A 24,478-nucleotide genomic window follows, 5' to 3' on the forward strand; every position below is an offset into this window, starting at 1 on the left:
ATTCTCCCTCTTTCTTTACCCAACATTTGATACTTCTTTGCCTAACTGAAGCTGATGCATTTGATAGTATTTGCCTCTTTGGCTAAGTAGTTGTTCATGATTTCCTCGCTCTACAATTTCACCATGGTCTAACACTAGTATTTGATCCGCATTGCGTATCGTTGAAAGGCGGTGGGCAATAATAAATGTCGTTCTGCCTTCCTTCACAATATTCAATGCCCGTTGAATCATTGCTTCTGTCTCGGTATCAATATTTGCTGTCGCTTCATCTAATATTAAAATAGCTGGATCATATGCGAGTGCACGGGCAAATGAAATGAGTTGGCGCTCACCAGCTGATAACGTGCTCCCTTTCTCGATTACAGGCTCTTCATACTGTTTTGGCAACTTTTCAATAAAACGATTTGCACCAACATCCTTTAGTGCCTTAATGACCTGAGCCTCAGATATTTCTGGATTATCTAAACTTACATTTGATGTTATCGTACCAGAAAATAAAAACGGGTCCTGCAAAACAATGCCCATATGTTGCCGAAGGTGCTGCCTCGGAATTTGCGATACATCCTGACCATCAATTGTGATTGTTCCTCTTTCAATATCGTAATATCTGAATAATAGGTTAATGATTGAGCTTTTCCCTGACCCTGTATGCCCAACTAGAGCGACTGTTTCTCCCTTTTTAGCTTCAAATGTAATATTTTTTAATACATCATTGCTGCCATCATAGGAAAATGAAACTTGCTGGAATTGAACATCACCTCGATATCTAGGAATCTCTCCTTCCGCTACCTTTTCACCCTTTTCATCTAGCAGTTCAAAAACCCGTTCGGAGGCTACACGCGCCTGTTCTAACTGTGCCAACTGATTCACTATATCTGTAACCGGCTGGAACAATCTATTTAAATAGTCAACAAACGCATATAGCATACCAATTGATACAATTCCAACTGCATTAATCGATTGTCCTCCAAAATACCAGATTAATACGACAAATGTACCGTTACGTAAGATGTTCACTAAATTATGAGATGTTAAGGAGTTTAAACTTAATAATTTATTTTGATAAGTAAAATGCTCCTTATTTAACGTTTCAAATTCATTTATCGTTTGTTTCTTACGTTGAAATGCTCTTATAATTGGCATCCCTTGGATTGATTCGTTTATCATTCCATTAATATCACTAATTCTAGTCCGAATGAGATGATTGTATTTTGACGCAAGCTTTCGATAGATTACAATCCACAATCCGATAATCGGTACTAACAGCAATGTAATCATTGCTAATTTCACATCTAGAAAGAATAACGCAATGAAGATACCTGTCATATAAATACCACTAGTAAAAAAGGTGGCTAATACTTTTATATAAAGTTCTCTTATTGCTTCGGTATCATTTGTGACACGAGAAACAATCTTTCCAGCTGGGCGATTATCAAAGTATTGAATCGGTACCCGTTGAATATGCCCAAATACATCCGTTCTCATTTTTTGAATGATCCGATTTGCAGCTTTTTGCAGCATTAGAGTCTTGCCATATTGGAAAAATGCCGCAATGAACAACAACCCTACATAAAGGCTTAACAAGAGAATTATTGGCTTTATTTCCGGTCCATAAAAGGCAATTAACTCATTTTGATTTAACTTTGTAACTGGATATTTAGCTTCTTCTTTCCCTTTATTCACAATTAACTCATGATTGCTAACCGTTCTTTCCCCATCAAATTGTAAGTGTTCATTTGTCACATAATAAACATGCCCAACTTGAATGATTTGTAGTTTTCCATCCCGAACTACATCTTCCTCTGTAACATATGATTCTCGTTTATAATAGCTATCATTATAGGCTACAGATTTATCCGTTGCTTTCTCTACTTCAACCCATGGGCTTTCTACACCCATCATATGTTCATCGATTATTTTCTTTGCAATAAATGGCCCAACTAACTCAGCAGCAACTGCAAATGTTAATAGGAAAAGTGCAATAATAATAGTCTTTTTGTAGAGAAGTGCATATTGAAACAATCGTCTTCCTGTCGTTGTTTTCTTCAATTAACTCACCTCTCCATATGAATCAGCCTGTTGCCGTTCAAATTGCTCTTTATACCATTTTCCTTGTTTTAGAAGTTGTTCATGTGTTCCTTCTTCTATGATTTTTCCATCATCCATAACAATAATCCAATCAGCATGTTTTACTGCTGAAATCCGATGTGCTGCGATAAACGTCGTCTTCCCTTTTCTTTCACGGCGAATGTTTTTAATAATATTCGCTTCTGTTTTTCCGTCGACAGCCGACATTGCATCATCCAGCAACAAAATCTCTGGGTCTTTTATTAGAGCTCTTGCTATTGATATCCGCTGCTTTTGACCACCTGATAAAGCAACACCTTTTTCTCCGACAAGTGTATCTAAACCTTTGGGTAGCATTGTCAAATCAAAGGATGCATACTCAAGTGATTTGAGGATTTCCTCCTCACTCACCTCTTCTTTACCAAATTTCAAATTTTCCCGAATCGTTCTTGAGAACAATATTTGCTCTTGTGGAACATAACCAACCCAATGATGGACATCGTCAATCTTAATCGATTCCAATGGCACATCAGATATTTTTAGTTCCCCTTCACCTAGAGGATATTCTCTTAGCAATTGCTTTAACAATGTTGTTTTACCGCTACCTGTCTTTCCAACAATCCCTATTGTTTTACCTCTATTTACGTGTAAAGTGATATGATTGAGATTATCTACAGAAGAAGATGGGTAACGAAAAGAGACATTATTAAAATCAATCGATTCTGCAACATTTACATTCTGAGGCTGAACAACATCCTTTACATCAGGATCATATGAGAGCACTTCATTTACGCGGTCTAATGAGGCGTTACCACGTTGCAAAATATTGATTAACTCACCAACAGCGAACATCGGCCAAATCAGCATTCCTAAGTAAATATTAAAACTTACTAATTCACCTAATGTGATAACTTGGTGAAACACTAGATAGGCACCATAGCCAAGTCCAATTACATAGCTTAACCCGACAAGTATTTTAATTGTTGGTTCAAATAAGGCATCAATCTTTGCTACTTCAATATTCTTTTCATATACATCCTCTGTCATTTCGTGAAATCTCTTCTCATCAGCCTTCTCCTGAACATATGCACGAATAACTCGAACGCCAGCGATTGATTCAAGGACATTGTCATTTAAATCACCAAATGCATCCTGAGCCTTCATAAATCGGTTATGAATCAGTTTTCCAAAATGGTTGATTGCAATCGCCATTATTGGTAAAGGTAGAAGTGCTGCAAGAGTTAATTGCCAACTAATTGATATGCTCATAACCAATATAAGAATAACCATAAATATCGTTGAATCGATCAACGTTAAAATGCCAAATCCAGCAGTTAACGATATTGCTTTAAGGTCGTTCGTAGCTCTAGCCATTAAGTCACCTGTACGATTCTTTTCATAAAAACTAGGGGTCATCGCTAGCAAATGCTTCATAAAACGTTTCCTTAAAATTCTTTCAATTAAGTGAGCACCACCAAATAGCTGGTACATCCACACATAAGTTATCGCATAACTTAGAAAAATAAGCGTGCAAAAAAACACGATTAGTTGCACAAGCCGCTCAATAGTCATTTGCCCAAATTGTATATCATCAATTGCAAAGCCAATAATTTTTGGCGGAATAACATCTAACACACTGACAATAATTAAAAGCGTTATTGCGACAGCATAGCGTTTCCAGTACTTTTTAAAAAACCAACTCAATTTATTAAAAATTGTAAACATCAAATCATCCCTTCTCTGGATTTCATTTCAATTCAAAGCATTGTTAGCCACCCTTCATCCAATCCAAATCAATACGTATCATCACCATTAGTTCCATTCTGAAACATCCTTTCAAATTTGTTATTTATATAAACGAGCAAAGCTCGGAATACACAAAAGGACACCAATGCGTAAGTGCATGGTGTCCCTTTTAATCGACATAAATATACGCACGTTACTTTATGTAACCTGCGCTAATTTAAAGACATTTATAGCAATGTTAAGACAAATAAGCATTTAATCTTAAATGTTATAACGGCGGGTTACTTTATATGAAATTATATCTTTTTGGCTCATCATAATATGTTTCATTTTATAACCCTCCATTTCTGTAAAATATTTCTTTTCTATTTTATGTTTTTCCATTTATTGTTGTCAATAAGTTTTTCACACCTTCATTCATTACTCTACACATTTCAGGGTTATTAATTAGAATTTTTAATATGCTAATAAAGTTATATATTCAAATAATTATTGGAAATTATCAATTTTTCCTTCATATTCAGAAAAAAGTATTATAATAGAATAATGAAGGAGGTTGTCTGATGTCACATATTAACAGACAAAAAATTGTTTCAAGCGTTCCTCAAACAGGATTCTTTGGACATCCAAAGGGACTTTTCACTTTATTCTTTACAGAATTCTGGGAACGTTTTTCATACTATGGAATGAGAGCAATACTTTTATATTATATGTATTATTCCGTTACTAACGGGGGTCTCGGCTTAGAGAAAAGCACTGCTCTGGCGATTATGTCAATATACGGATCATTAGTATATATGTCAGGCATTATCGGCGGCTGGCTTGCCGATAGAATATTAGGAACATCAAAAGCAGTATTTTATGGTGGAGTCCTAATTATGCTTGGTCATATCGCTCTAGCGATCCCCGGTAATACATCATTATTTTTCATCTCGATGATTCTCATTGTCCTTGGTACCGGACTGTTAAAACCAAATGTATCTAGTATTGTTGGTGAAATTTACAGTGAAGAGGACAATCGTCGTGATTCAGGTTTCAGCATATTCTATATGGGTATCAACCTTGGCGGATTTATTGCTCCATTGATTGTTGGTGAAGTTGGGTTAAAGCATGACTTCCATTTAGGATTTTCAATAGCAGCAGTAGGGATGTTTATCGGTCTGCTTGTCTTTTTGTTCACACGAAAGAAAAATCTTGGGCTTGCTGGAAATATTGTTGCAAATCCTTTATCAAATGTTGAGAAGAAAAAGACGTTGAAGTTTATCTCTTTAAGTATCGCAATCATTTTAATCTTAATCGCGATTACACTCCCGTTAGGTCTTCTTACATTTAAGACATTTACTGCATTCATCGGAGTGCTCGGATTATTAATTCCAACGATATATTTTATCGTGATGTATCGTAGTCCTGATACAACAGCAATTGAACGGTCTAGAATTATCGCATACATCCCTTTATTCATTGCATCCGTTATGTTTTGGTCAATTCAGGAACAAGGTGCAACCATATTGGCTAATTATGCTGATACACGAACAGATTTGGAATTTTTAGGCTTAACGATTTCTCCAGCTTGGTTTCAATCGTTAAATCCTCTGTTCATTATTCTTTTAGCACCGGTATTTGCATGGTTATGGGTGAAACTTGGCAACAGACAACCGTCGATCCCGAAGAAATTTTCATTAGGTTTATTATTTGCAGGTATTTCATTTATCGTCATATTACTTCCTGCATATTTTGGCGGAGAAAATTCACTTGTAAATCCATTATGGCTCGTACTTAGCTATTTCATTGTCGTAATCGGAGAGCTTTGTCTCTCACCTGTAGGTTTATCAGCAACTACGAAGCTTGCTCCTGCGGCGTTCTCAGCACAAACAATGAGCCTATGGTTTTTATCTAATGCTGCCGCACAAGCAATTAATGCACAAATCGTAAAATTTTATACACCAGAAACTGAAATGGTATATTTCGGCACAATTGGCGGTATTGCTATCTTATTAAGTATTATTCTGTTTTTATTATCATCAAAGATACAATCGTTTATGAAAGGCATTAAATAAAACTAACTCTATGTAGTCATTTTAATGAAGTAATAAGCGTTGTACATTGTTTGGAGTGAGCCTTTGTATGTGTGAACAACACATATCTAGAGGCTCAGTAGCTCCAATACCCAAACACTATAAATCTCATCTATAAGAATGCCCCTAACACCACAACAGGTAAGCTGCTAATGAATACAAAACCGTAGACATAATCAATAATCGACTAAATGATTATAACTCCTCGTATTAACACAAGATATATAATAGAAGAAACAAGTCGACATTTACGTCAATATTAATGACATGTAAATGCCCAAAATATAACTTTTAATACTAGCCTCTCACTGGTTTTTTAAATAAACAGCTAATTACACTAACAAAAAAACATAATTAAACCATCAAATATACAACCACACACCTCAATCATAAATTATTATATTAGAAATGCTCTTTTTGTGACATTGTATGTCTTATTATATAACATCAATGGCGGTTACTCCATTAATTAACATATAGAACATCTCAAACACACTGATATATATAGGTTTAAATTGACTGCATTACACCCATCTAATATCGGCATTAATATCATCTAATATTGATATTGTTTATATTGCTTTATCAGTATAAAATTCAAACTATCATAAAAGTTAAAAAACTTATTATAGCTAGAGCGAAAAACTCTTCAAGACTCCAACTTAGTAAAAAGTAACAATGTATACGAAAACTGCAATTTTCAAAACACTTCTTTAAGTGAAAGGCCAAATATTAAATTTATAAAGAAAGATGTGAATAAAATGATTACAACAAAAGATGTTAGTCAACCTGGTTTACAAGCTGCTAAAGATTACGTTAATCAAGTATTCGAAACTGTAAAGAAACGTAACCCAAATGAAAGTGAATTTCACCAAGCTGTTAAAGAAATTTTTGACTCATTAATTCCAATTTTCGCTAAGCAACCAAAATATATTGAGCATTCAATTCTTGAACGAATGGTTGAACCAGAACGAGTTATTACATTCAGAGTTCCATGGGTTGACGATCAAGGGAAAGTTCAAGTAAACCGTGGGTTCCGCGTACAGTTTAATAGTGCAATTGGACCTTACAAAGGTGGCTTGCGTTTCCATCCATCTGTTAATGCTAGTATTATTAAATTTTTAGGATTTGAGCAGATTTTCAAAAACTCATTAACTGGTCAACCTATTGGTGGAGGTAAAGGTGGATCTGACTTTGATCCAAAAGGTAAATCAGACAACGAAGTTATGCGTTTTACACAAAGCTTTATGACTGAATTATATAAACATATCGGACCGGATGTTGACGTACCTGCAGGAGATATTGGCGTAGGTGCAAGAGAAATTGGCTTCATGTTTGGTCAATATAAGAAAATTCGTGGTGCATTTGAAGCAGGTGTCCTTACTGGAAAAGGTATCGGATATGGCGGAAGCCTAGCGCGTACTGAAGCAACTGGCTATGGTACAGTTTACTTTGTACAAGAAATGCTTCTTGATAAAGGTTTGAGCTTTGAAGGTAAAACGGTTGTTGTTTCTGGTTCAGGTAATGTGTCTATTTATGCAATTGAAAAGGCTCACCAACTAGGTGCTAAGGTTGTTGCATGTAGCGATTCAGGTGGCTATGTTTATGATGAAAACGGAATTAACCTCGATACGGTGAAACGTCTTAAAGAAGTTGAGAAAAAACGTATTAGTGAATATGTGAAAGAACATCCAGAAGCACAATATGTAGAAGGCTGTGCAGGCATATGGTCAATTCCATGTGACATTGCTCTACCTTGTGCGACTCAAAATGAAATTGATGAAGCCGCTGCTCAAACACTTGTTAACAATGGTGTCATAGCAATCGGTGAAGGTGCAAATATGCCATCAACACTTGAAGCAATTGATGTATTCCTTAACAATAAGGTGTTATTTGGACCAGCAAAGGCTGCTAATGCAGGTGGTGTAGCTGTATCTGCACTTGAAATGGCTCAAAATAGCAGCAGACTTTCTTGGACGTTTGAAGAGGTGGATGCTAAATTACATGATATTATGAAAAATATTTATCGCAACAGTGTAAAAGCTGCGGATGAGTATGGCCATCCTGGTAACCTTGTTGTAGGTGCTAATATTGCTGGCTTTGTAAAAGTTGCGGATGCAATGATTGCACAAGGAGTAATTTAATTAACCTTCCCTATACAAGATAATGAAAAGAGGATTCCCTTATATAAAGGTAATTCCTCTTTTCATTTTGTTCCTTTAATATGTTTACATGTATGTATAGTATCTTTTGCTTCATATAATAAAGTGATTATCTGCTTCTCTACTTTTGTTCTTCTATATACTCGGTGTTACTCCCACACTTTTAATTGTTTCCTTCGATACTCCTCTCAGCAAAAAGCTATTTACCGATCAGGATTCGGTCATTTGAGCCGTTACATGATTATAAACTCTCATGTCCTTACATGTCACTTTTCCCTACAATCTATTGCCTATATAGAGGGAGAAATTAAAAGATTCAAACAAAAAAAGGGTCAGACTACTCTTTCACAATATAGATTAAACCTAAGCATCCAATCTATATATTAGTAATTAAAAGAGAAGTAAGACCCTTGAATCTTACTTTATTTTTTTAATCATTTTTATCGACGTGTTATGTTATAAAAACATTCCAGCTATTGCAGCATTTAAGAGTGAAGCTAACGTACCAGCAGCAACAGCACGTAAACCCATTCTTGCAATATCAGAACGGCGGTTAGGTGCTAAGCTACCTAAACCTCCTAATAAGATTGCCATTGAGCTTAGATTCGCAAACCCACATAATGCAAAACTAACAACAATAACAGTTTTTTCAGATAACTCACCAATTTCAGGAGCAAATGCAGAATAGGCTACAAATTCATTCAGTACTAGCTTTTGTCCAATATAACTTCCTGCAGTAACTGCTTCAGACCACGGGACTCCAACTGCAAAAGCGAGCGGTGAGAAAATAACCCCTAATATTCCTTCAAGTGTTAACGATCCATATCCAAAAATACCACCAATAAGTCCTAAAATACCGTTTATTAAAGCAATCAAGGCAATGAATGCTAATAGCATTGCAGCTACATTCAATGCTAACTTTAATCCATCACTAGCACCACGTGCTGCAGCATCAATGACATTTGTAGATTCTGTATCTTTTGCCATCTCAAACTCAGCGATATTAGCCTTTTCTGTTTCAGGCATCACAAGCTTTGCCATGACTAATCCTGCAGGCGCAGCCATGAAGCTTGCTGCAAGTAAGTATTCTAGCGGAACTCCAAGCAGGGCGTAACCCGCTAGAACAGAACCAGCTACAGATGCTAGACCACCAGTCATGACAGCGAATAACTCTGAGTTTGTCATATTTTTCAAATAAGGTCGAATAACTAAAGGTGCCTCTGTTTGGCCAACAAATATATTAGCAGCAGCTGACATTGATTCTGTCTTTGATGTTCCTAATAGTTTTGATAATCCACCACCAATAATTCGGATAAACCACTGCATTATACCAAGGTAATATAATATCGATATTAAAGAAGAGAAGAAAATAATAATTGTTAACACATGGAATGCAAAGATTGTTCCAAATTCCCCACCAGTTCCTAAAGGGCCAAACAAAAAGGATATCCCTGCATTTGCATAACTAATCACATTTTGCACGACTTTAGTAAACCATTCAAGCGCACTTCTACCCGCTTCCCACTTCAATACAATAAACGCAAAAATTAATTGAATTGCTAACCCGCCAAGGATGGTACGATACTGGATTGATTTTTTATTATTCGATAAAAGTAGGCCAAGTAGCAAAACGATTATCATACCAAAAATGCCCCATAATAAATTCATTTCATCACCCCGTCATTTTTATTTTATTACCCTGTTAAATAGTATAGTAATACCTAATAAGACAACATTTTCAATCGTAACAAAGCAATTCTGTTCTGTAAATGAACCAATTTGATTAATTAATTCCTAATTATTATTAACATAAGGCGTGTTGTCATTCATATTGTATAAAATTCCTTAAATAATATAAGCATCTCTTGAAATAACTGTATTTTGGACTATCTATGTTATAGCTAATTGGGGCTAATTGCTGATAATAATTAAAATTTATAACTTGTTCAATTGTTCAAGTTTCAATAATATATCAACCTAGAAAAAAAGATTTGTTATACTCATAAAAGAAGTATTTACCATAAATGAGGTGAATGAATTGTTTAAATTGCTCATAATTGAAGATGATACAACTCTATTTAATGAAGTAAAGGAACGATTGATAGATTGGTCCTATGACGTATATGGAATTTCTCACTTTGAAAATGTACTTGAAGAGTTTACAGCGATAAAACCTGATTTAGTCATCATTGATATTCAGTTACCTAAATATGATGGGTTCCATTGGTGTCGGATGATTCGCACTTATTCTAAGGTTCCGATTATCTTTTTGTCCTCAAGAGACCATCCAACCGATATGGTGATGTCTATGCAATTAGGGGCTGATGATTTTGTCCAAAAGCCTTTCCATTTCGATGTCCTAATTGCAAAAATCCAGGCAATCTTGCGTCGTGTTTATGATTACAATCATGAAGCCATTTCAATTAAAACATGGTCTGGAGCAACCGTAGACTTTGAGAGAAATACTGTAACAAACAATGTTGGCTCTATTGAACTTACCAAAAACGAAACACTCATTTTAAAACAACTAATTGAAGGGAAAAATACGATTGTTAGCCGCGAAGCGTTAATAAAGTCACTGTGGGACGATGAACGCTTTGTCAGTGATAATACGTTAACTGTTAATGTAAATCGACTTCGAAAAAGATTAGATGAGTTAGGTCTTGGCAAATATATTGAAACTAAGGTAGGACAAGGATATATGGCGAGGGAAGCAAAAAACCTATGATTGCTAATTACATAATTGAAAGAAGAAGCTGGATTTTTCTTTTTTTAACACAGCAACTAATTATATTAATAATCGGATATCTCGATTCATCAATTCCTTTCACATCAATGCTCTATATTACATTTTTAACCTCGGTTATATTTGTGTTATTTTTTACTTTTCGTTATATAAAAGAAACGAAGTTCTACTCAAAGCTACATGAATGGGACAACAGTTTAGATTTAAAGGAAATAACTCTTGCTAATTCCCCCTTCGAGAAAATAGTCATCGAGCAATTTGAAAGCCAAACAGAGCAACTAAAACGAATCGCAACTAAAAATCAACTAGAACTAAATCAGGAAAAAGATGAATTAATGGCTTGGATACATGAGGTAAAAACTCCATTGACTGCTATGCACTTAATGATTGAACGACTTGAGGAGGGACCTTTAAAGTCACAAATAGTGTATGAATGGCTTCGAATCCATCTCTTATTAGACCAACAACTACATCAGAAACGTGCCTCCTTTATTGAAAATGATATGTACTTAGAAACTGTGAATGTAAAAAAAGTGATTTACCAAGAAATCAAAACATTACAATCGTGGTGCATTCAGAAGGGAATTGGCTTTGAGGTTAATCTTGAAAGAGAATCAGCCTTAACGGATGAGAAATGGTTAGCCTTCATCGTTCGTCAATTACTTACAAATGCTATTAAATATAGTCATAACTCTGATATAAACATAAGTAGCTATGAAATTGATGGACGAACAGTATTAGCTTTCACTGATTATGGGCGTGGTATTAGTCCGCAAGATATACCTAGAATTTTTGAACGGGGCTTTACTTCAACTACCTTTACAGATAATGCTTCAACAGGTATGGGACTTTATTTAACAAAAAAGATTGCTACTGCGTTAATGATAAAAATTGAGGTTACGTCGAACATTAATTTAGGAACTACCTTCACTTTAACGTTCCCTAAACGCAATGACTTTGTTGATATCATGAGCATGTGACAAAAATGTCATATGCTTTTCTCTATTGTTCGGATAATGAAAGGAATTAGATATCAATACCCTTTTATAATAAGAGTATCAAAGACAAGGGAGATAAAACTTATGTATATACTAGAGGCCCAACAAATCCATAAAAGCTATGGCAATAAATTAAATAGACAAGAAGTTCTTAAGGGGATAAATCTTTCAATTGAACATGGTGAATTTGTAAGTATTATGGGAGCATCAGGATCTGGCAAAACGACCTTATTAAATGTCCTGTCATCTATAGACCAACTCTCACAAGGTTCGATAAAGATTGAGGGAAATGAAATGACACGCATGAAAGAAAAGAAATTAGCGGAATTTCGAAAAAATAATTTAGGATTCATTTTTCAAGATTACAACCTACTTGATACATTAACAGTGAAGGAAAATATTTTACTGCCGCTTTCAATTACAAGGACACCTAAAAGAAAAGCAGATGAAAAATTTCAATCCTTAGCAAAAGAGCTTGGTATTTTAGAATTGAAAGATAAATACCCAAATGAAATATCTGGCGGCCAAAAGCAACGTACGTCAGCTGCAAGAGCATTTATTCATGAACCTAGCATTATATTTGCCGATGAACCAACAGGGGCATTGGACTCAAAATCAGCATCAGACTTATTGAATAAATTAAGTGAGTTGAACAAAAGGCGTAAGGCTACAATCATCATGGTTACACATGACCCAGTTGCAGCAAGCTTTTGTAGTCGTGTGATTTTTATTAAAGACGGGCAAATTTATACACAACTAAATAAAGGTGAACAATTAAGACAAGTGTTTTTTCAAGATATTATGAAAACACAAAGTGTATTAGGTGGCGTTCAAAATGAATATTAATCAGCTCATACTCCGTAATTTAAGGAAAAATTTAAAAAATTATTACCTTTATGTATTTGCTTTAATATTCAGTGTTGCCCTATACTTTGCATTCGTCACATTGCAATATGATCCTTCGATGGATGAAGTTGAAGGATCAATAAAAGGAGCCGCCGCAATCCGTTCTGCCTCAATTCTTCTGGTAGCAATTGTCACCATCTTTTTATTGTATGCAAACAGACTGTTCATTAAAAGACGCAGTAAGGAGATTGGCCTCTTTCAATTAATTGGGATGACAAAGCATAAAATATTCCGGATTTTAAGTGTTGAAAACTTCATTCTTTACTTTAGCTCCTTGCTCATCGGAATTTTTATCGGCTTTTCTGCATCAAAATTAATTATTCTAACTTTATATAAAATTGTCGGAGTCCAAGCAATCGCAAGCCTACAATTTTCTAGTATGGCACTTATTCAAACACTTATCGTGTTCTCTGGAATATTCATCATCATTTTATTGTTGAATATATCATTCATCCGAAGACAAAGTATTTTATCCCTATTTAGAGTCACAACTTCTTCTGAAAATAAAGTTAAAAAACTTTCAATCTTTGAAATGATAATTGGGACAATCGGAATCGCTTCTATAATTTTGGGGTATTATGTTTCCTCTAAATTATTTAGCGGTGACTTCAAGTCAATGAATGAATTATTCTTTGCGATGATTTTCATTTTAGGTACTGTCATTATTGGAACATACCTTTTTTATAAAGGGTCTGTAAGCTTCCTTGCTAACGCTATAAGGAGAAGTAAAGGGGGCTACCTAAATATTAATGAAATCTTATCTTTATCCTCGATTATGTTCCGTATGAAATCGAATGCATTTTTGCTAACAATTATTACAACAGTTTCTGCACTAGCGATAGGTCTATTGTCGCTAAGTTATATTTCCTACTACTCAGCGGAAAAGTCTGCAATGGATGGCGTTCCTGCACACTTTGCTTTATTCGATGAACAAGAAGCAGAACGATTTGAAAAAGCTTTACAAAAGGATGATATCGAGTATAACAAGTACACTACACCTGTTATTCAAGTAGATATTGATGTTAAAAATATCATGGATTCTAACCTTAATGAGATGAATTTTGATACAAGTAAAATGACACTGCCCTTGTTAAGTGAAGATGTACTTCGAGGAGTTAACCTTTCTAAAAATGAGACTGTTTTTACTGGATATACTGACATTTTACAAAGATTTATGAGCTTAAAGGAATCAGGAACAGTCATAATAAACGGTAAGAATAAAGATTATAAAATGAACTATTTGGGGTTAAAGAAAGACCATGTCGTGCCATACACATACGCAAATGGTGGACTTCCCGCTGCAATTGTTGATAAGGATCTATTTGAACAACTAAAAGATGACGTAAATCCAGAAATTCAAAAAGATTCAACCTATTACATTGGAATAAATATAAAAAATCCAAATGATTTAGAAGAGGCTAACAAACTTTTCCACGAGGCAGAGCTTTCAGAAAAGGCACTTTCAAGACTAGATATGAGCTCAAACCAAAAGAACAATATGGGGTTGATTATGTTTATTGTCGGCTTCCTAGGACTAACATTTCTTATTACATCAGGATGCATTTTATATTTTAAACAGATGGATGAAAGTGAAGATGAGAAAGGAAGCTATACAATTCTTAGGAAACTCGGTTTTACACAAACCGACTTATTAAGAGGCATCCAAATTAAGCAGCTTTACAATTTTGGAATCCCATTAATTATCGGGCTATTACACAGCTACTTTGCAGTTCAATCTGGCTGGTTTTTATTCGGTACAGAATTGTGGACACCGATGATTATCGTCATGGTCTTATATACAGGACTTTACTCAATTTTCGGATTGCTATCTGTTCTTTATTATAAGAAAGTGATTAAGGAAGCTTTATAACTTACTAGTAATAGATTGCAGAAAGGCCGCATCTTAAATAACGGCCTTTTTGCTTTCTATAATATAACTTTTTGTCTTATCAATCTAATTTAAGCTTCTTCACTTTTTTCGCCTTTCTATATCCACTCAATGCATCTACTCCTGCAAATACAATAAAAGTAAAGATAGACAGTGGTCTAATCCAATTTTCCCAGCCGTTATCTGCTGAAAACATGTTTGTAAAATATTCAATGAATGTTGGAGTAATTAAGTTGGGGTTACTAACAATCACGATAAAAATTACCGTTGCTAACAGATGATAAAGACTGTTAAACGTTGCTAGTTTCATGGTCCAATGTCTGATGCAATATTTCCATGTGGAAATGACTATCTCCATACCAATTAATAAAGCAACAAAAGGCCAATAAGATAAGAGAATTTCCTGATTAAATGTTGGTGTAATAAATTCTAATTTATCGCCACTACTTTGGTAGATACCAATAAGCTGTGAAGCAGTAAAATAAACAGAGCCCCAAATCGCTGTCCAAAGCAGACCAAGGAATATTTCAGAGACAGGTATTCGATTTTCTGCTTCAACATATGGCATGAGCTTCAAATCATCTGGTGTCCACTCTTTTCCTGTCATTGTAGCATATTTCACATTCGGATCTACCCGTTCGATAATTGCAAAAGTAATGGTTAACCAAAAGAACACTTGGATAGACACACTTATCCCTTGCCAAATACCTAGACCGACTATTTCAAAAATAAGATTTAATAATGCTTCTTCGCCATTATACGATATAACATGATTTGTGATAACTGAACTCATGCTAATTATTGCTGCGATTGGAATAATCATTTTGAGAAGATTCATATAAACATCATAATAGTTAGGCCCGATTAGAAACTTTGGTCTATCTAAGTAATTATTAGCAAGATCACGTGGATTTCCTAATGTAGCCAGAACCGCCTTTACATCCTGCTCACTATATTCATCAGGCAGCATATCCTCTATTGTTGACTTTAATTCTAATGCTATATCCTCTCTACCCTTTTCAGGTAGCCTTCGAACTACCTCCTGAATATATAAGTTCATTATATTCATCATTCATCTTCTCCCTTTAGTAGATTGTAAAGTTCCTTAGACATCTTTTCCCATTCCTTTTTCAGATGTGCTAAAACGTCAATACCTAACTCACTTAAAACATAATATCTACGGGGTCTATTTTCAGATGTATCCCAACTACTTGTTACTAATTCCTGCTTTTCCAATCTACGAAGTAATGGATATAAAGTACTTTGTTCAATTGAGATGCCGCTCTTTTCTAATAGTTGGACAAGAGAGTATCCATATTGTGGTGTTTTCAACTGACTTAATACCGCTAATGTCAAGGTTCCTCTTCTTAATTCAGTTGATAATGATTGACGGATTGAATCCAATGGTACACCTCCTATTTAATATTAAATAATAATATATATTGTATACTATGTATCGTACAGTATTATAGTTCGTATAGCAATCAACTTTATTGAATAAACTGGAAAATAAGGAAATTGCACTATTATAGTTATTGGATAAACAATAGCAATTTCTTGTTAACGTAAAAGAAAACTCTTTATATGTACTCATTTAAATTTCCTTTGTCTTAAATTCTAATAAAATACCGTATGCTGAATATGATTTAATTAGATATTTCCTTTTTCACATGATTTAGCAAACAATCATAAATATTCTGAAATTATTTTAATAAAATGCTATCATTATAAGAAGTATTTTTTTGAAGAGGTGTCTATCTTATGGAAATTGATGTCATCAAGCGTAATAATGTAAACATTATTGGTGAAGGGAAACGATCAATTATTTTTGCTGCAGGATTTGGCTGTGACCAAAGTGTCTGGAAGGACATGATTGATGATTTTACCGAGGATTATCAAGTTGTTTTATTTGATTATGTCGGTGCAGGTAAATCAGATTTACAATCGTATGATGAGGTACGTTACAGTACACTAAAAGGGTATGCACAAGATGTGTTAGAGATATGTGCTGCACTAGATTTAGAAAATGCCATATTCATAGGACATTCAGTAAGTAGTATGATTGGCATGCTTGCTTCACTTGAACACCCGAATTTCTTCTCTCACTTAATTATGATCGGCCCATCGCCCCGTTACTTAAATGACCCACCTGAATATGTTGGGGGATTTGAAGAGGAAGATTTACGAGGTCTACTTGCGATGATGGAACAGAACTATATTGGCTGGACCAGTGCATTTGCGACTACATTATTGAGTACAGCAGATCGGCCTGATGTTAAACAAGAACTAGAAGACCGTTTTTGCTCGACAGACCCATTGATTGCGCGTCAATTTGCAGAGGCAACATTTTTTGCCGATAATCGAAGTGACTTACCAAATGTAACAACACCAACTCTTATTCTTCAATGCTCTGAAGATATTATTGCTCCTCCTTTTGTTGGTGATTATTTGCACAATCAGATGCCAAGTAGTACGTTAAAAGAGATGATGGCTGTTGGCCATTGCCCACATATGAGTCACCCAGAAGAAACAATTAAGCTTATAAAGGCATACATAGAAGAATAACATAACAAATGAACCGTTTAAAGGTGGCCATTAGATGGATAATCAATTAAATAACGCACCGTGTGGATTTCTGACACTGTCAGAAGAAGGCATTATTTTATCCATTAATCAAACCCTTTCTACTATGCTAAGTAACAGATCAGAGAAATTTAAAGGCTTACATATCAATTCAATCCTTGTTAAATCCGCCCAGATCTTTTTTCAGTTTTATTTTTTCCCTTTATTAAAACTAGAGGGCCATATTGAAGAATTATATAGTACTTTGTTATCTGAAAATGGTGAGGAAATACCTGTTTTAATTAATGCGGTAACTAGAAATAACTCTAGTAACTCGACAATTGATTGTATAATTATTCCAATACGAAAACGAAATGAATTAGAACATAAGCTTTTGCAAGCGAAGAAGACTGCTGAAGAAGCATATGTTGCAAAACATCATGCCTTAGATGAACTAAAACAGGTCTATGAAACACTAGAAGCAAAACAAGAGGAATTACTAGAATTATATAATTTAAATCAAAAGTATAAAATTGAAACAAAAAAAGAGCTGGAGCTTGCGAGAAAAATCCAGGAAACTCCTCTTACAGAACCTATTTATCAGGACGATATTAAAATCGATTCCTTCTACCAGGCATCTAAAGAATTGTCAGGAGATATTTATGGTTTCTATCAAATTGATGATAACCGCTATGGAATTATTATTCTTGATGTAATGGGACATGGAATTTCTTCCGCTTTAATTACAATGTCTCTCCATTCACTGTTTCGGAGAATTATATTGAGGGGCTTTTCCACAGATATGGTGATGAAAGAATTAGATAATCACTTGAATACGCTGTTTAAAAATAATGAAGAAGCACGACATTATTGCACTTCTATTTACCTTATCGTCGATACAAATAAAAGAGAGATTCATTATACAAATGCCGGCCATCCTCCTGCAATATGGCAGCAACAGGATGGAGAACAATTTTACTTACATGCAACAAACCCTCCAATTGGGACATTTGAAGGGTTAACATTCAAGTCAAACATGATTAAATACGAGATTGGTGGGTACCTTCTCCTTTATACAGACGGTGTTGCAGATCCACTCGGTGATAATCACTTAGGTCCTTTAATTAAGGCAAATCAATTTAAACCTTTTACTGTAATGAAGAATTTAATTATCGATTCTCTTAATCCGAATACAAGCTATCATAAAAGTGATGATCAATGTTTTGTTTTAGCAGAGCTATCGTAATTATTATTACATATAATCATAATGTGTCAGACCTCTTTACACATATAGGTATAGATTAAAGCTTTTCTATTAATCTATATCTTTTGTTTTAAAGGTCTGACACTTTGTCTTTCTCCTTAAAAAAGCTATCATTTCATGATATTGCTACTATAGTATTTATTCTGCTTGTCTTTTCCGGCTAAGCAAATAGATAATCCCGATTCCTCCTATGAGTAATCCAAGCAATAATAGATTATAAGTTGATGTTGCCGTATTAGGTAATTGTTTACCAACAACTTGAGCACTTTTATTTTCTCCGCTTGGATTTGTTATGCTTGCACCATTCCCTTCATCGTTTGCATCAAGTTGTGGATTTATATCGGTATTTCCCTTTTCTCCATCAGCATTTTTAGTACCCTCTGATTGTTCCTGTTCACCATCATTGATGTCAGCCGGATGATCCTTCATTCCTTCGTCCTCTTCTTCTGGATTTACATCGTCATTCTCTGGAACATACGGTTTTGCTAAGTACAAGTTAAAGTCATCCAAGCTCCCCCATGCACCAGGATTCGCTTTAATTGATGCCCCAATTGTTAATGTCCCATCTAAAACAAGTATTTCATTAATGCTTGGGTGATTCCAATTAACCCAACCCTTAACAGAAGTATCTGCCTTGTATTCTTGTTCATTCGTATTAGCATAGAGGTACATTGTTGAATCTTTTGCATCTCCACCTTGGATAAACATCGATAAATGATAATAACCTGGCTCAAGACCTGTTATTGTTTGTTCAACCTTAAACCCTACATTGTCATCTGAATAATAGTGTAGGGAATAGTCACCTGTTTTTGCATTTGCTGCAATCTTTTCAAAATCAGTATGTGGTTCCAATCCATTCTCATAAAATATGTCCCACATACTACGGTCAGCATCCTCAAAGCTTGGATTTTTCAGAAGATTCTTTGGCTTAATTTCAAGCTCTGCATTAACCTTTTGCCCACCTTCAACAGTTCCTTCAATAATATATTGTCCGATTCCTTTTGCTATTGCCTGTTCAAGCATAACCTGATCCCAATTGACTGGAACTTTTCCTTCAGTCCCATCATTATATTTCACAATAACTGTGTTTGGTAAAGTTATTTTATCTCCGACATTCCCACTCACTTTAACAGCTTGAATCTCCTCAATTGATAAAGGGGCCTTAGCTCCTGTGTTCACGTATTTAAAAACATTTAACGACGCTAATGGGCTTCCATTAAAATCAAATAATGCTTGGTTATCTACAGCACTACCTCCATACCAGTGTCCAGCATCTTCAGGGTCATATTCTGTTGCGTAGCTTGTTGCCCAACCAGAACCGAACTCTTCCCATATTTGCTTGTTCTTTTCTAGTTCACTAGCATCGCCAACAGGAATCCATGCAGGTTCCCAATAAAAGACTCCGAGTCCTGCCTCACCAACGTTTGCAACAGCTTCGATGACATCTCTTACTGCAGTTGCCTGACCTTGAACAGATATTGGATAATTAAGCGTTTGACCTGAATCCTTTGGTGCAGTATTTTCATGACCATCTCCATCCTCACCTGTATATGTGTAGGATGTTTCCGCAACCATTACCTTCTTACCGTACGTATCGGCAACATGCTTTAACACAGATGTTAAATTATCTAATGTGCCATGCCAAAAAGGGTAATATGAGCTTGCAAAAATATCATAATCTACTTGATTGTCATGTAAAGTCTTTGCGATAGACTTATAGCTACCCGATTTCTCTGGGTTTGTAAAATGTAAAGCTACTAGAATATCCTTGTCAATGTCTCTAATCGCCCGACTACCTTCATTGAATAGCTGGCTCATTTTTCCCCAGTTTGTTTCTCCGATAAAGCCACCAGTTGTTTCATTGCCAACTTGAACCATTCCAATGTCTATCCCTTCGTCAATCAATGCCTGGAGACTGTCTTTCGTATAATTGTAGACTTCCGCACGCTTCTCATCAAAGCTTAATGTTTGCCAAGCCTTTGGAGCCTGCTGTTTCGCAGGATCTGCCCAAAAATCAGAATAATGGAAGTCTACGAGTACTTTCATACCATTTTCAGTTGCTCTCTTACCAATTTCAATTGCCTTCGCTAAATCATTGTTGCCTCCACCATAGCCGTTTCCATTTGAATCATAAGGGTCATTCCATATGCGAATGCGAGTATAATTCACACCAGCATCTTTTAATGTTGTAAATATATCTTGTTTTTCACCTTCAAAATTGTAGAAACTTACACCACTATCCTCTAGTGAAATAATACTTGAGACGTCAACTCCTTTAATAAAGCCTTCATCTAGACCATCTACTCGTTCCACAAAAATCTCTGCATCTACAGGTTGTGGCTCACTTTCGTTTAAAGAGGTTAATCTCACTTGATCTAAGTATCCCCATGCATTTGCATCACCATTAATCGTTGCACCTATCGCAAGGTCTGACGTATCCTCATTTACTTCAAAGTTCAATGTAATTGTTTGCCACTCATTGTAACCTGTTGTAGAAGTAGCTGTACCTTGCTCATTTCCTGCAAACAAGCTAACTGTTGCTGCCTCATTATCTACTCCGCCCATTGCCCGTACTGACAATTCATATTGTCCTGAAGCTATGTTTGGTATAGTTTGCTTGATTGATAGATTCTCGGTAGTCTTTGCTGAATCCTTTATCCAATATTTCATCGCAGACAATCCTTCATCACTTGTTATCCATTCGTCAGTTGCGTATTGAAAATGGTGTATTTCTATTTCATCGGATCCTTCAATTTGCCAAGTGTTATCATCCCAAAAATCTGATTCAAACCCGCCATTTGTTATAGGAGATGTATTCTCTATGGCATAACTAGATGGATTATGTATTACGAATGAGCCTATTAAAATTATCATGACAACTAATACATGCATTACTCGTTTATTTAAAACATACATTTTCATCACTTCATCACCTTTACGTTTATTAAAAAGTAGTATTAAAACGCTTTCATAAAGCCGTAAAACTCTAGGGGATGAGCTCGTCTAATTGTGCTTGCTCTTGCATATGATGGTATGCCTTATTTGAAAACGCAAATGAAAATTAAGTGGGCGACTTGAAATGCATTCGTTTTGAGCGCCCACCTTTTTATTAATCTCTATTTTTTTCTACTATTTTCACTTCATACTTTTTCAAAATATATTCACCAGTTACTGGCTCACCAGTGATAAGATCATTTACTGTTTCTGCAAATGTTATCTGTTGACTTTCTTCTGTAAAATTCATGATGAAAATATAATCTTTTTCTGCATCTTGTCTTACTTGCACAGATACACCTTTATCATGCTTTAATTTAAAGGCTGGCTCGATGGAAAGCTCCTCTATTAATTGTTGATAGAAGTCGCGATGAAATGCTTCATTTAAACGTCCGCCAATGTAATATGCTTCTCCCTTTTTAAACTTATTACATGTAACTGCTGGTGTATGAGCGTAGAAATCTTGCCCATAGGTTCCCTTCACTTCCGCTCCATCCACATGGATAATCGTCGCATAATCTTTTAATAGGTAACTTCCATTACCGAATAAAACTTGATTTTCATCTTTCGGATAAAGGGTATCCGTTTCGACAGGGTTAATCCCGAACAACTCTTGAAGATCTGGATGCCATCCGCCTGTATACGTTAAATCATGTTCGTTCACAAGCCCACTTACATATGTCATCACAAGTTTACCGCCATTTGCAACAAACGCTTTTAAGCGTAATATCGTCTCTTCACTAACTAGATAAAGCATTGGGACTATTAATAGTTTATAAGACGAAAAGTCTTGTTCCTTCGTAATCACATCAACCGTTATATCATTTTCCCAAAATGTCTTATAGTGCTGTTGCAATGTTTGCGGATACCTCTTTGACTCTAAGCCAAAGCCTTGTGCATCATTGAGTGCCCAATTGTTTTCCCAATCATATAGAATTGCTACATCTGCTGATTTATTTGTTCCGACTACAGCTGATAGCTTTTCTAATGTTTGACCGACCTGCGCAACTTCTTTAAATACGCGGTTTTCTGAGCTATTATCATGGTCAACAACAGCGCCATGGAACTTTTCCGAAGACCCGCGGGATTTTCGCCATTGGAAGTAAAGAATACTATCTGACCCATGAGCAACCATTTGCATCGAAGATAAAAGATGCATGCCTGGGCGCTTTGCTTTATTTACTTTGTGCCAATTGACAGCACTTGGCGTTGATTCCATTAGTAGGAATGGTTGTTGTTTAAGACTCCGATACAAATCATCAATAAAGCCTACCTTCATTGCTAAATCTGCGGTAGTTTCCCAGTCATTGTGCCATGCAGGATACGCATCCCAGCTAATCACATCTAGGTGTTTCGCAAACTTACTGTAATCTAACGATTGGAATGGGATTAATTCATCTGTATCTGCCATAAAATTAGTTGTAATTGGGACATTTGGCGAAATGTCTCTAATTGGAACGATTTCATTTTCAAAAAATGATATTGTTTGATCTGTTACAAACCGACGCCAATCCAGATTATGCCCGTGAACGGCATTTTCACCAAGCGGTGATGGTGATTCGATTTGTGACCAGTCAGTAAATGTATGGCTCCAAAATGCTGTCCACCACGCTTTATTTAAAGCTTGTAAATCATTGTTATACTTCTTTTTCAACCAGTCTCTGAATGCATGCTGACAATTATCGCAATGGCATTCGCCACTGTATTCATTTGAAATATGCCACATTAATAGTGCAGGATGTTGACCATATCTTTCAGCAAGCTTACGGTTCATTTGTTGTGTTTTTTCTCTATACACTTTTGATGTAAAGCAATGATTATGTCTACCACCATGAAGTTGTTTCTGCCTATGCGCATTCGTACGCAATACTTCTGGATATTTTTGTGACATCCAAGCAGGACGTGCCCCACTAGGCGTTGCCAATATGACACGCCCACCTATTCCCTCAATGTTTTTAAAAATTTCATCAAGCCATTCAAACTTGTAAACACCTTCCTCAGGCTCAAGAGCACTCCACGCAAAAATGCCAACAGAGAAAGTATTTGTATGTGAAAGTTTCATTAATTTTATATCGTCCTTTAAAATATCTGGACGGTCTAGCCATTGGTCAGGGTTGTAATCCCCACCATGAAGCATAAATTTTGCATCTGTTACATAGTTTTTTTCTCGATTTAGCATAGTACTCTCCCTTATCATGTTTTTTCCTATGGAGTTGTTTTAACCTTTTGTACCTCCAGCAGTTAATCCTGATACAAAATTCTTTTGTAGCAATAAGAAAACAATTGCAATTGGGATACTAATCAATAATGCCCCTGCGGCAAACGTAGTATAGCTTGCTCCCATTACATCATTTACTAAGTTGTATAATCCAATAGGTAATGTATATGATTCAGGTGTTCTTAATATAGTTGAAGATAAAATAAAGTCACCTAACGGCCCTGTAAAACCATTCATCGCAACAACTGCAACCATCGGCTTTGATAATGGCATAATAATTTGCCAAAAGATTCTCGTATTGCTTGCACCATCAATCTTCGCACTTTCATCCAAGTCGATTGGAATTGAATCCATATACCCCTTCATTAAGTACGTATTCATAGGGATTTGCCCACCGATATACAATAAGATTAATAACCAGTGACTATTCATTAATCCAAGTATTTGCGCTAACACAAACAGTGCGATTAACGCTGAAAACTGAGGGATCATTTGTAATAAAAGGAATATCGTTAATGCATTTTTTCTGCCTTTAAACCGAAATCGTGAGAATGCATAAGCAGTAAAAGAAACACTTAAAATTGTTCCTAGCATCGTGAAAATACTTATTTTTAATGAATTCAAATACCAATTACCATACTGAAGACTTTCTTTTCCAGCAAACAACTCTTTATAATGTTCGAGAGTTGGATTTTTCGGAATAATTGATGTGCTGATTAAGCTATTCCCTGGATTAAAACTAGCACCAACTGTCCATAGTAGCGGGTAGATGATGATGACTACCATAAATGTTAATAATGCATAGGAACTTAGGAGTCGAATGAATTTCTTTCTCTTCATATCTGTTACCAT

The 24,478-nt window shown here is 35.5% G+C and carries 16 protein-coding genes; 8 read left to right on the plus strand and 8 right to left on the minus strand.

Annotation, left to right across the window (positions count from 1 at the left end; all coding sequences use genetic code 11):
* Window positions 1–15: 15 nt before the first annotated feature.
* On the minus strand, window positions 16–2,049 hold the full coding sequence (locus tag J2S19_RS09910) for an ABC transporter ATP-binding protein (protein WP_307340904.1): 2,034 nt from the start codon (window positions 2,047–2,049) through the stop codon (window positions 16–18).
* Window positions 2,050–3,792 carry an ABC transporter ATP-binding protein gene (locus tag J2S19_RS09915; RefSeq protein WP_307340907.1) on the minus strand — a complete coding sequence of 581 codons (1,743 nt, stop codon included), beginning with the start codon at window positions 3,790–3,792 and terminating at the stop codon, window positions 2,050–2,052.
* Between the two features lie 584 nt (window positions 3,793–4,376).
* Here J2S19_RS09915 and J2S19_RS09920 point away from each other — a divergent pair.
* Both J2S19_RS09920 and gdhA read left to right on the plus strand, forming a co-directional pair.
* Entirely contained in the window at window positions 4,377–5,870 is a 1,494-nt protein-coding gene (locus J2S19_RS09920) for a peptide MFS transporter (RefSeq protein ID WP_307340910.1), read from the plus strand.
* Between the two features lie 779 nt (window positions 5,871–6,649).
* Complete coding sequence (gdhA, locus tag J2S19_RS09925; RefSeq protein ID WP_307340913.1) at window positions 6,650–8,032, plus strand: NADP-specific glutamate dehydrogenase; 1,383 nt, start codon at window positions 6,650–6,652, stop codon at window positions 8,030–8,032.
* 474 nt (window positions 8,033–8,506) lie between these two features.
* On the opposite strand, the gene J2S19_RS09930 is transcribed toward gdhA, so the two are convergent.
* Window positions 8,507–9,718 carry a NupC/NupG family nucleoside CNT transporter gene (locus J2S19_RS09930; RefSeq protein WP_307340914.1) on the minus strand — a complete coding sequence of 404 codons (1,212 nt, stop codon included), beginning with the start codon at window positions 9,716–9,718 and terminating at the stop codon, window positions 8,507–8,509.
* Between the two features lie 370 nt (window positions 9,719–10,088).
* Here J2S19_RS09930 and J2S19_RS09935 point away from each other — a divergent pair, with 370 nt between their 5' ends.
* The 4 genes from J2S19_RS09935 (at window position 10,089) to J2S19_RS09950 (ending at window position 14,570) form a co-directional block, all read left to right on the plus strand.
* On the plus strand, window positions 10,089–10,778 hold the full coding sequence (locus tag J2S19_RS09935; RefSeq protein ID WP_307340917.1) for a response regulator transcription factor: 690 nt from the start codon (window positions 10,089–10,091) through the stop codon (window positions 10,776–10,778).
* Window positions 10,775–11,776 carry a sensor histidine kinase gene (locus J2S19_RS09940; protein WP_307340920.1) on the plus strand — a complete coding sequence of 334 codons (1,002 nt, stop codon included), beginning with the start codon at window positions 10,775–10,777 and terminating at the stop codon, window positions 11,774–11,776. Before J2S19_RS09935 ends, J2S19_RS09940 begins: the two co-directional genes overlap by 4 nt.
* A gap of 102 nt (window positions 11,777–11,878) precedes the next feature.
* Window positions 11,879–12,640, plus strand: coding sequence for an ABC transporter ATP-binding protein (locus J2S19_RS09945; RefSeq protein ID WP_307340923.1), 762 nt, complete (start codon window positions 11,879–11,881; stop codon window positions 12,638–12,640).
* Window positions 12,630–14,570, plus strand: coding sequence for an ABC transporter permease (locus J2S19_RS09950; protein ID WP_307340926.1), 1,941 nt, complete (start codon window positions 12,630–12,632; stop codon window positions 14,568–14,570). Before J2S19_RS09945 ends, J2S19_RS09950 begins: the two co-directional genes overlap by 11 nt.
* A 79-nt stretch (window positions 14,571–14,649) precedes the next feature.
* Here J2S19_RS09950 and J2S19_RS09955 read toward each other — a convergent pair whose 3' ends face one another.
* Both J2S19_RS09955 and J2S19_RS09960 read right to left on the minus strand, forming a co-directional pair.
* Window positions 14,650–15,660: an HAAS signaling domain-containing protein gene (locus J2S19_RS09955; RefSeq protein ID WP_307340929.1), complete on the minus strand. Its 1,011-nt coding sequence runs from the start codon at window positions 15,658–15,660 to the stop codon at window positions 14,650–14,652.
* Complete coding sequence (locus tag J2S19_RS09960) at window positions 15,657–15,992, minus strand: PadR family transcriptional regulator (RefSeq protein WP_307340931.1); 336 nt, start codon at window positions 15,990–15,992, stop codon at window positions 15,657–15,659. The genes J2S19_RS09955 and J2S19_RS09960 overlap by 4 nt, the downstream gene beginning before the upstream one ends.
* A gap of 357 nt (window positions 15,993–16,349) precedes the next feature.
* Here J2S19_RS09960 and J2S19_RS09965 point away from each other — a divergent pair, with 357 nt between their 5' ends.
* Both J2S19_RS09965 and J2S19_RS09970 read left to right on the plus strand, forming a co-directional pair.
* A complete protein-coding gene (locus J2S19_RS09965; RefSeq protein WP_307340933.1) occupies window positions 16,350–17,153 on the plus strand; it encodes an alpha/beta fold hydrolase in 804 nt (267 codons plus the stop codon).
* A 34-nt stretch (window positions 17,154–17,187) separates the two neighbouring features.
* Complete coding sequence (locus J2S19_RS09970) at window positions 17,188–18,396, plus strand: SpoIIE family protein phosphatase (protein ID WP_307340936.1); 1,209 nt, start codon at window positions 17,188–17,190, stop codon at window positions 18,394–18,396.
* A 156-nt stretch (window positions 18,397–18,552) separates the two neighbouring features.
* Here J2S19_RS09970 and J2S19_RS09975 read toward each other — a convergent pair whose 3' ends face one another.
* From J2S19_RS09975 to ganQ, 3 genes are all read right to left on the minus strand, one after another.
* Window positions 18,553–21,336 (minus strand): glycosyl hydrolase 53 family protein, encoded by a 2,784-nt coding sequence (locus tag J2S19_RS09975; protein ID WP_307340938.1) that lies wholly within the window; start codon window positions 21,334–21,336, stop codon window positions 18,553–18,555.
* Between the two features lie 187 nt (window positions 21,337–21,523).
* Window positions 21,524–23,587, minus strand: a complete 2,064-nt coding sequence (gene ganA, locus J2S19_RS09980; protein ID WP_307340941.1) for a beta-galactosidase GanA — start codon at window positions 23,585–23,587, stop codon at window positions 21,524–21,526.
* Window positions 23,588–23,626: 39 nt separating this feature from the next.
* The gene (ganQ, locus tag J2S19_RS09985; RefSeq protein ID WP_307340944.1) at window positions 23,627–24,478 is read right to left on the minus strand and encodes a galactooligosaccharide ABC transporter permease GanQ; all 852 of its coding nucleotides are present in this window, start codon (window positions 24,476–24,478) and stop codon (window positions 23,627–23,629) included.

Source organism: Metabacillus malikii (assembly GCF_030813355.1).
GTDB lineage: Bacteria > Bacillota > Bacilli > Bacillales > Bacillaceae > Metabacillus > Metabacillus malikii.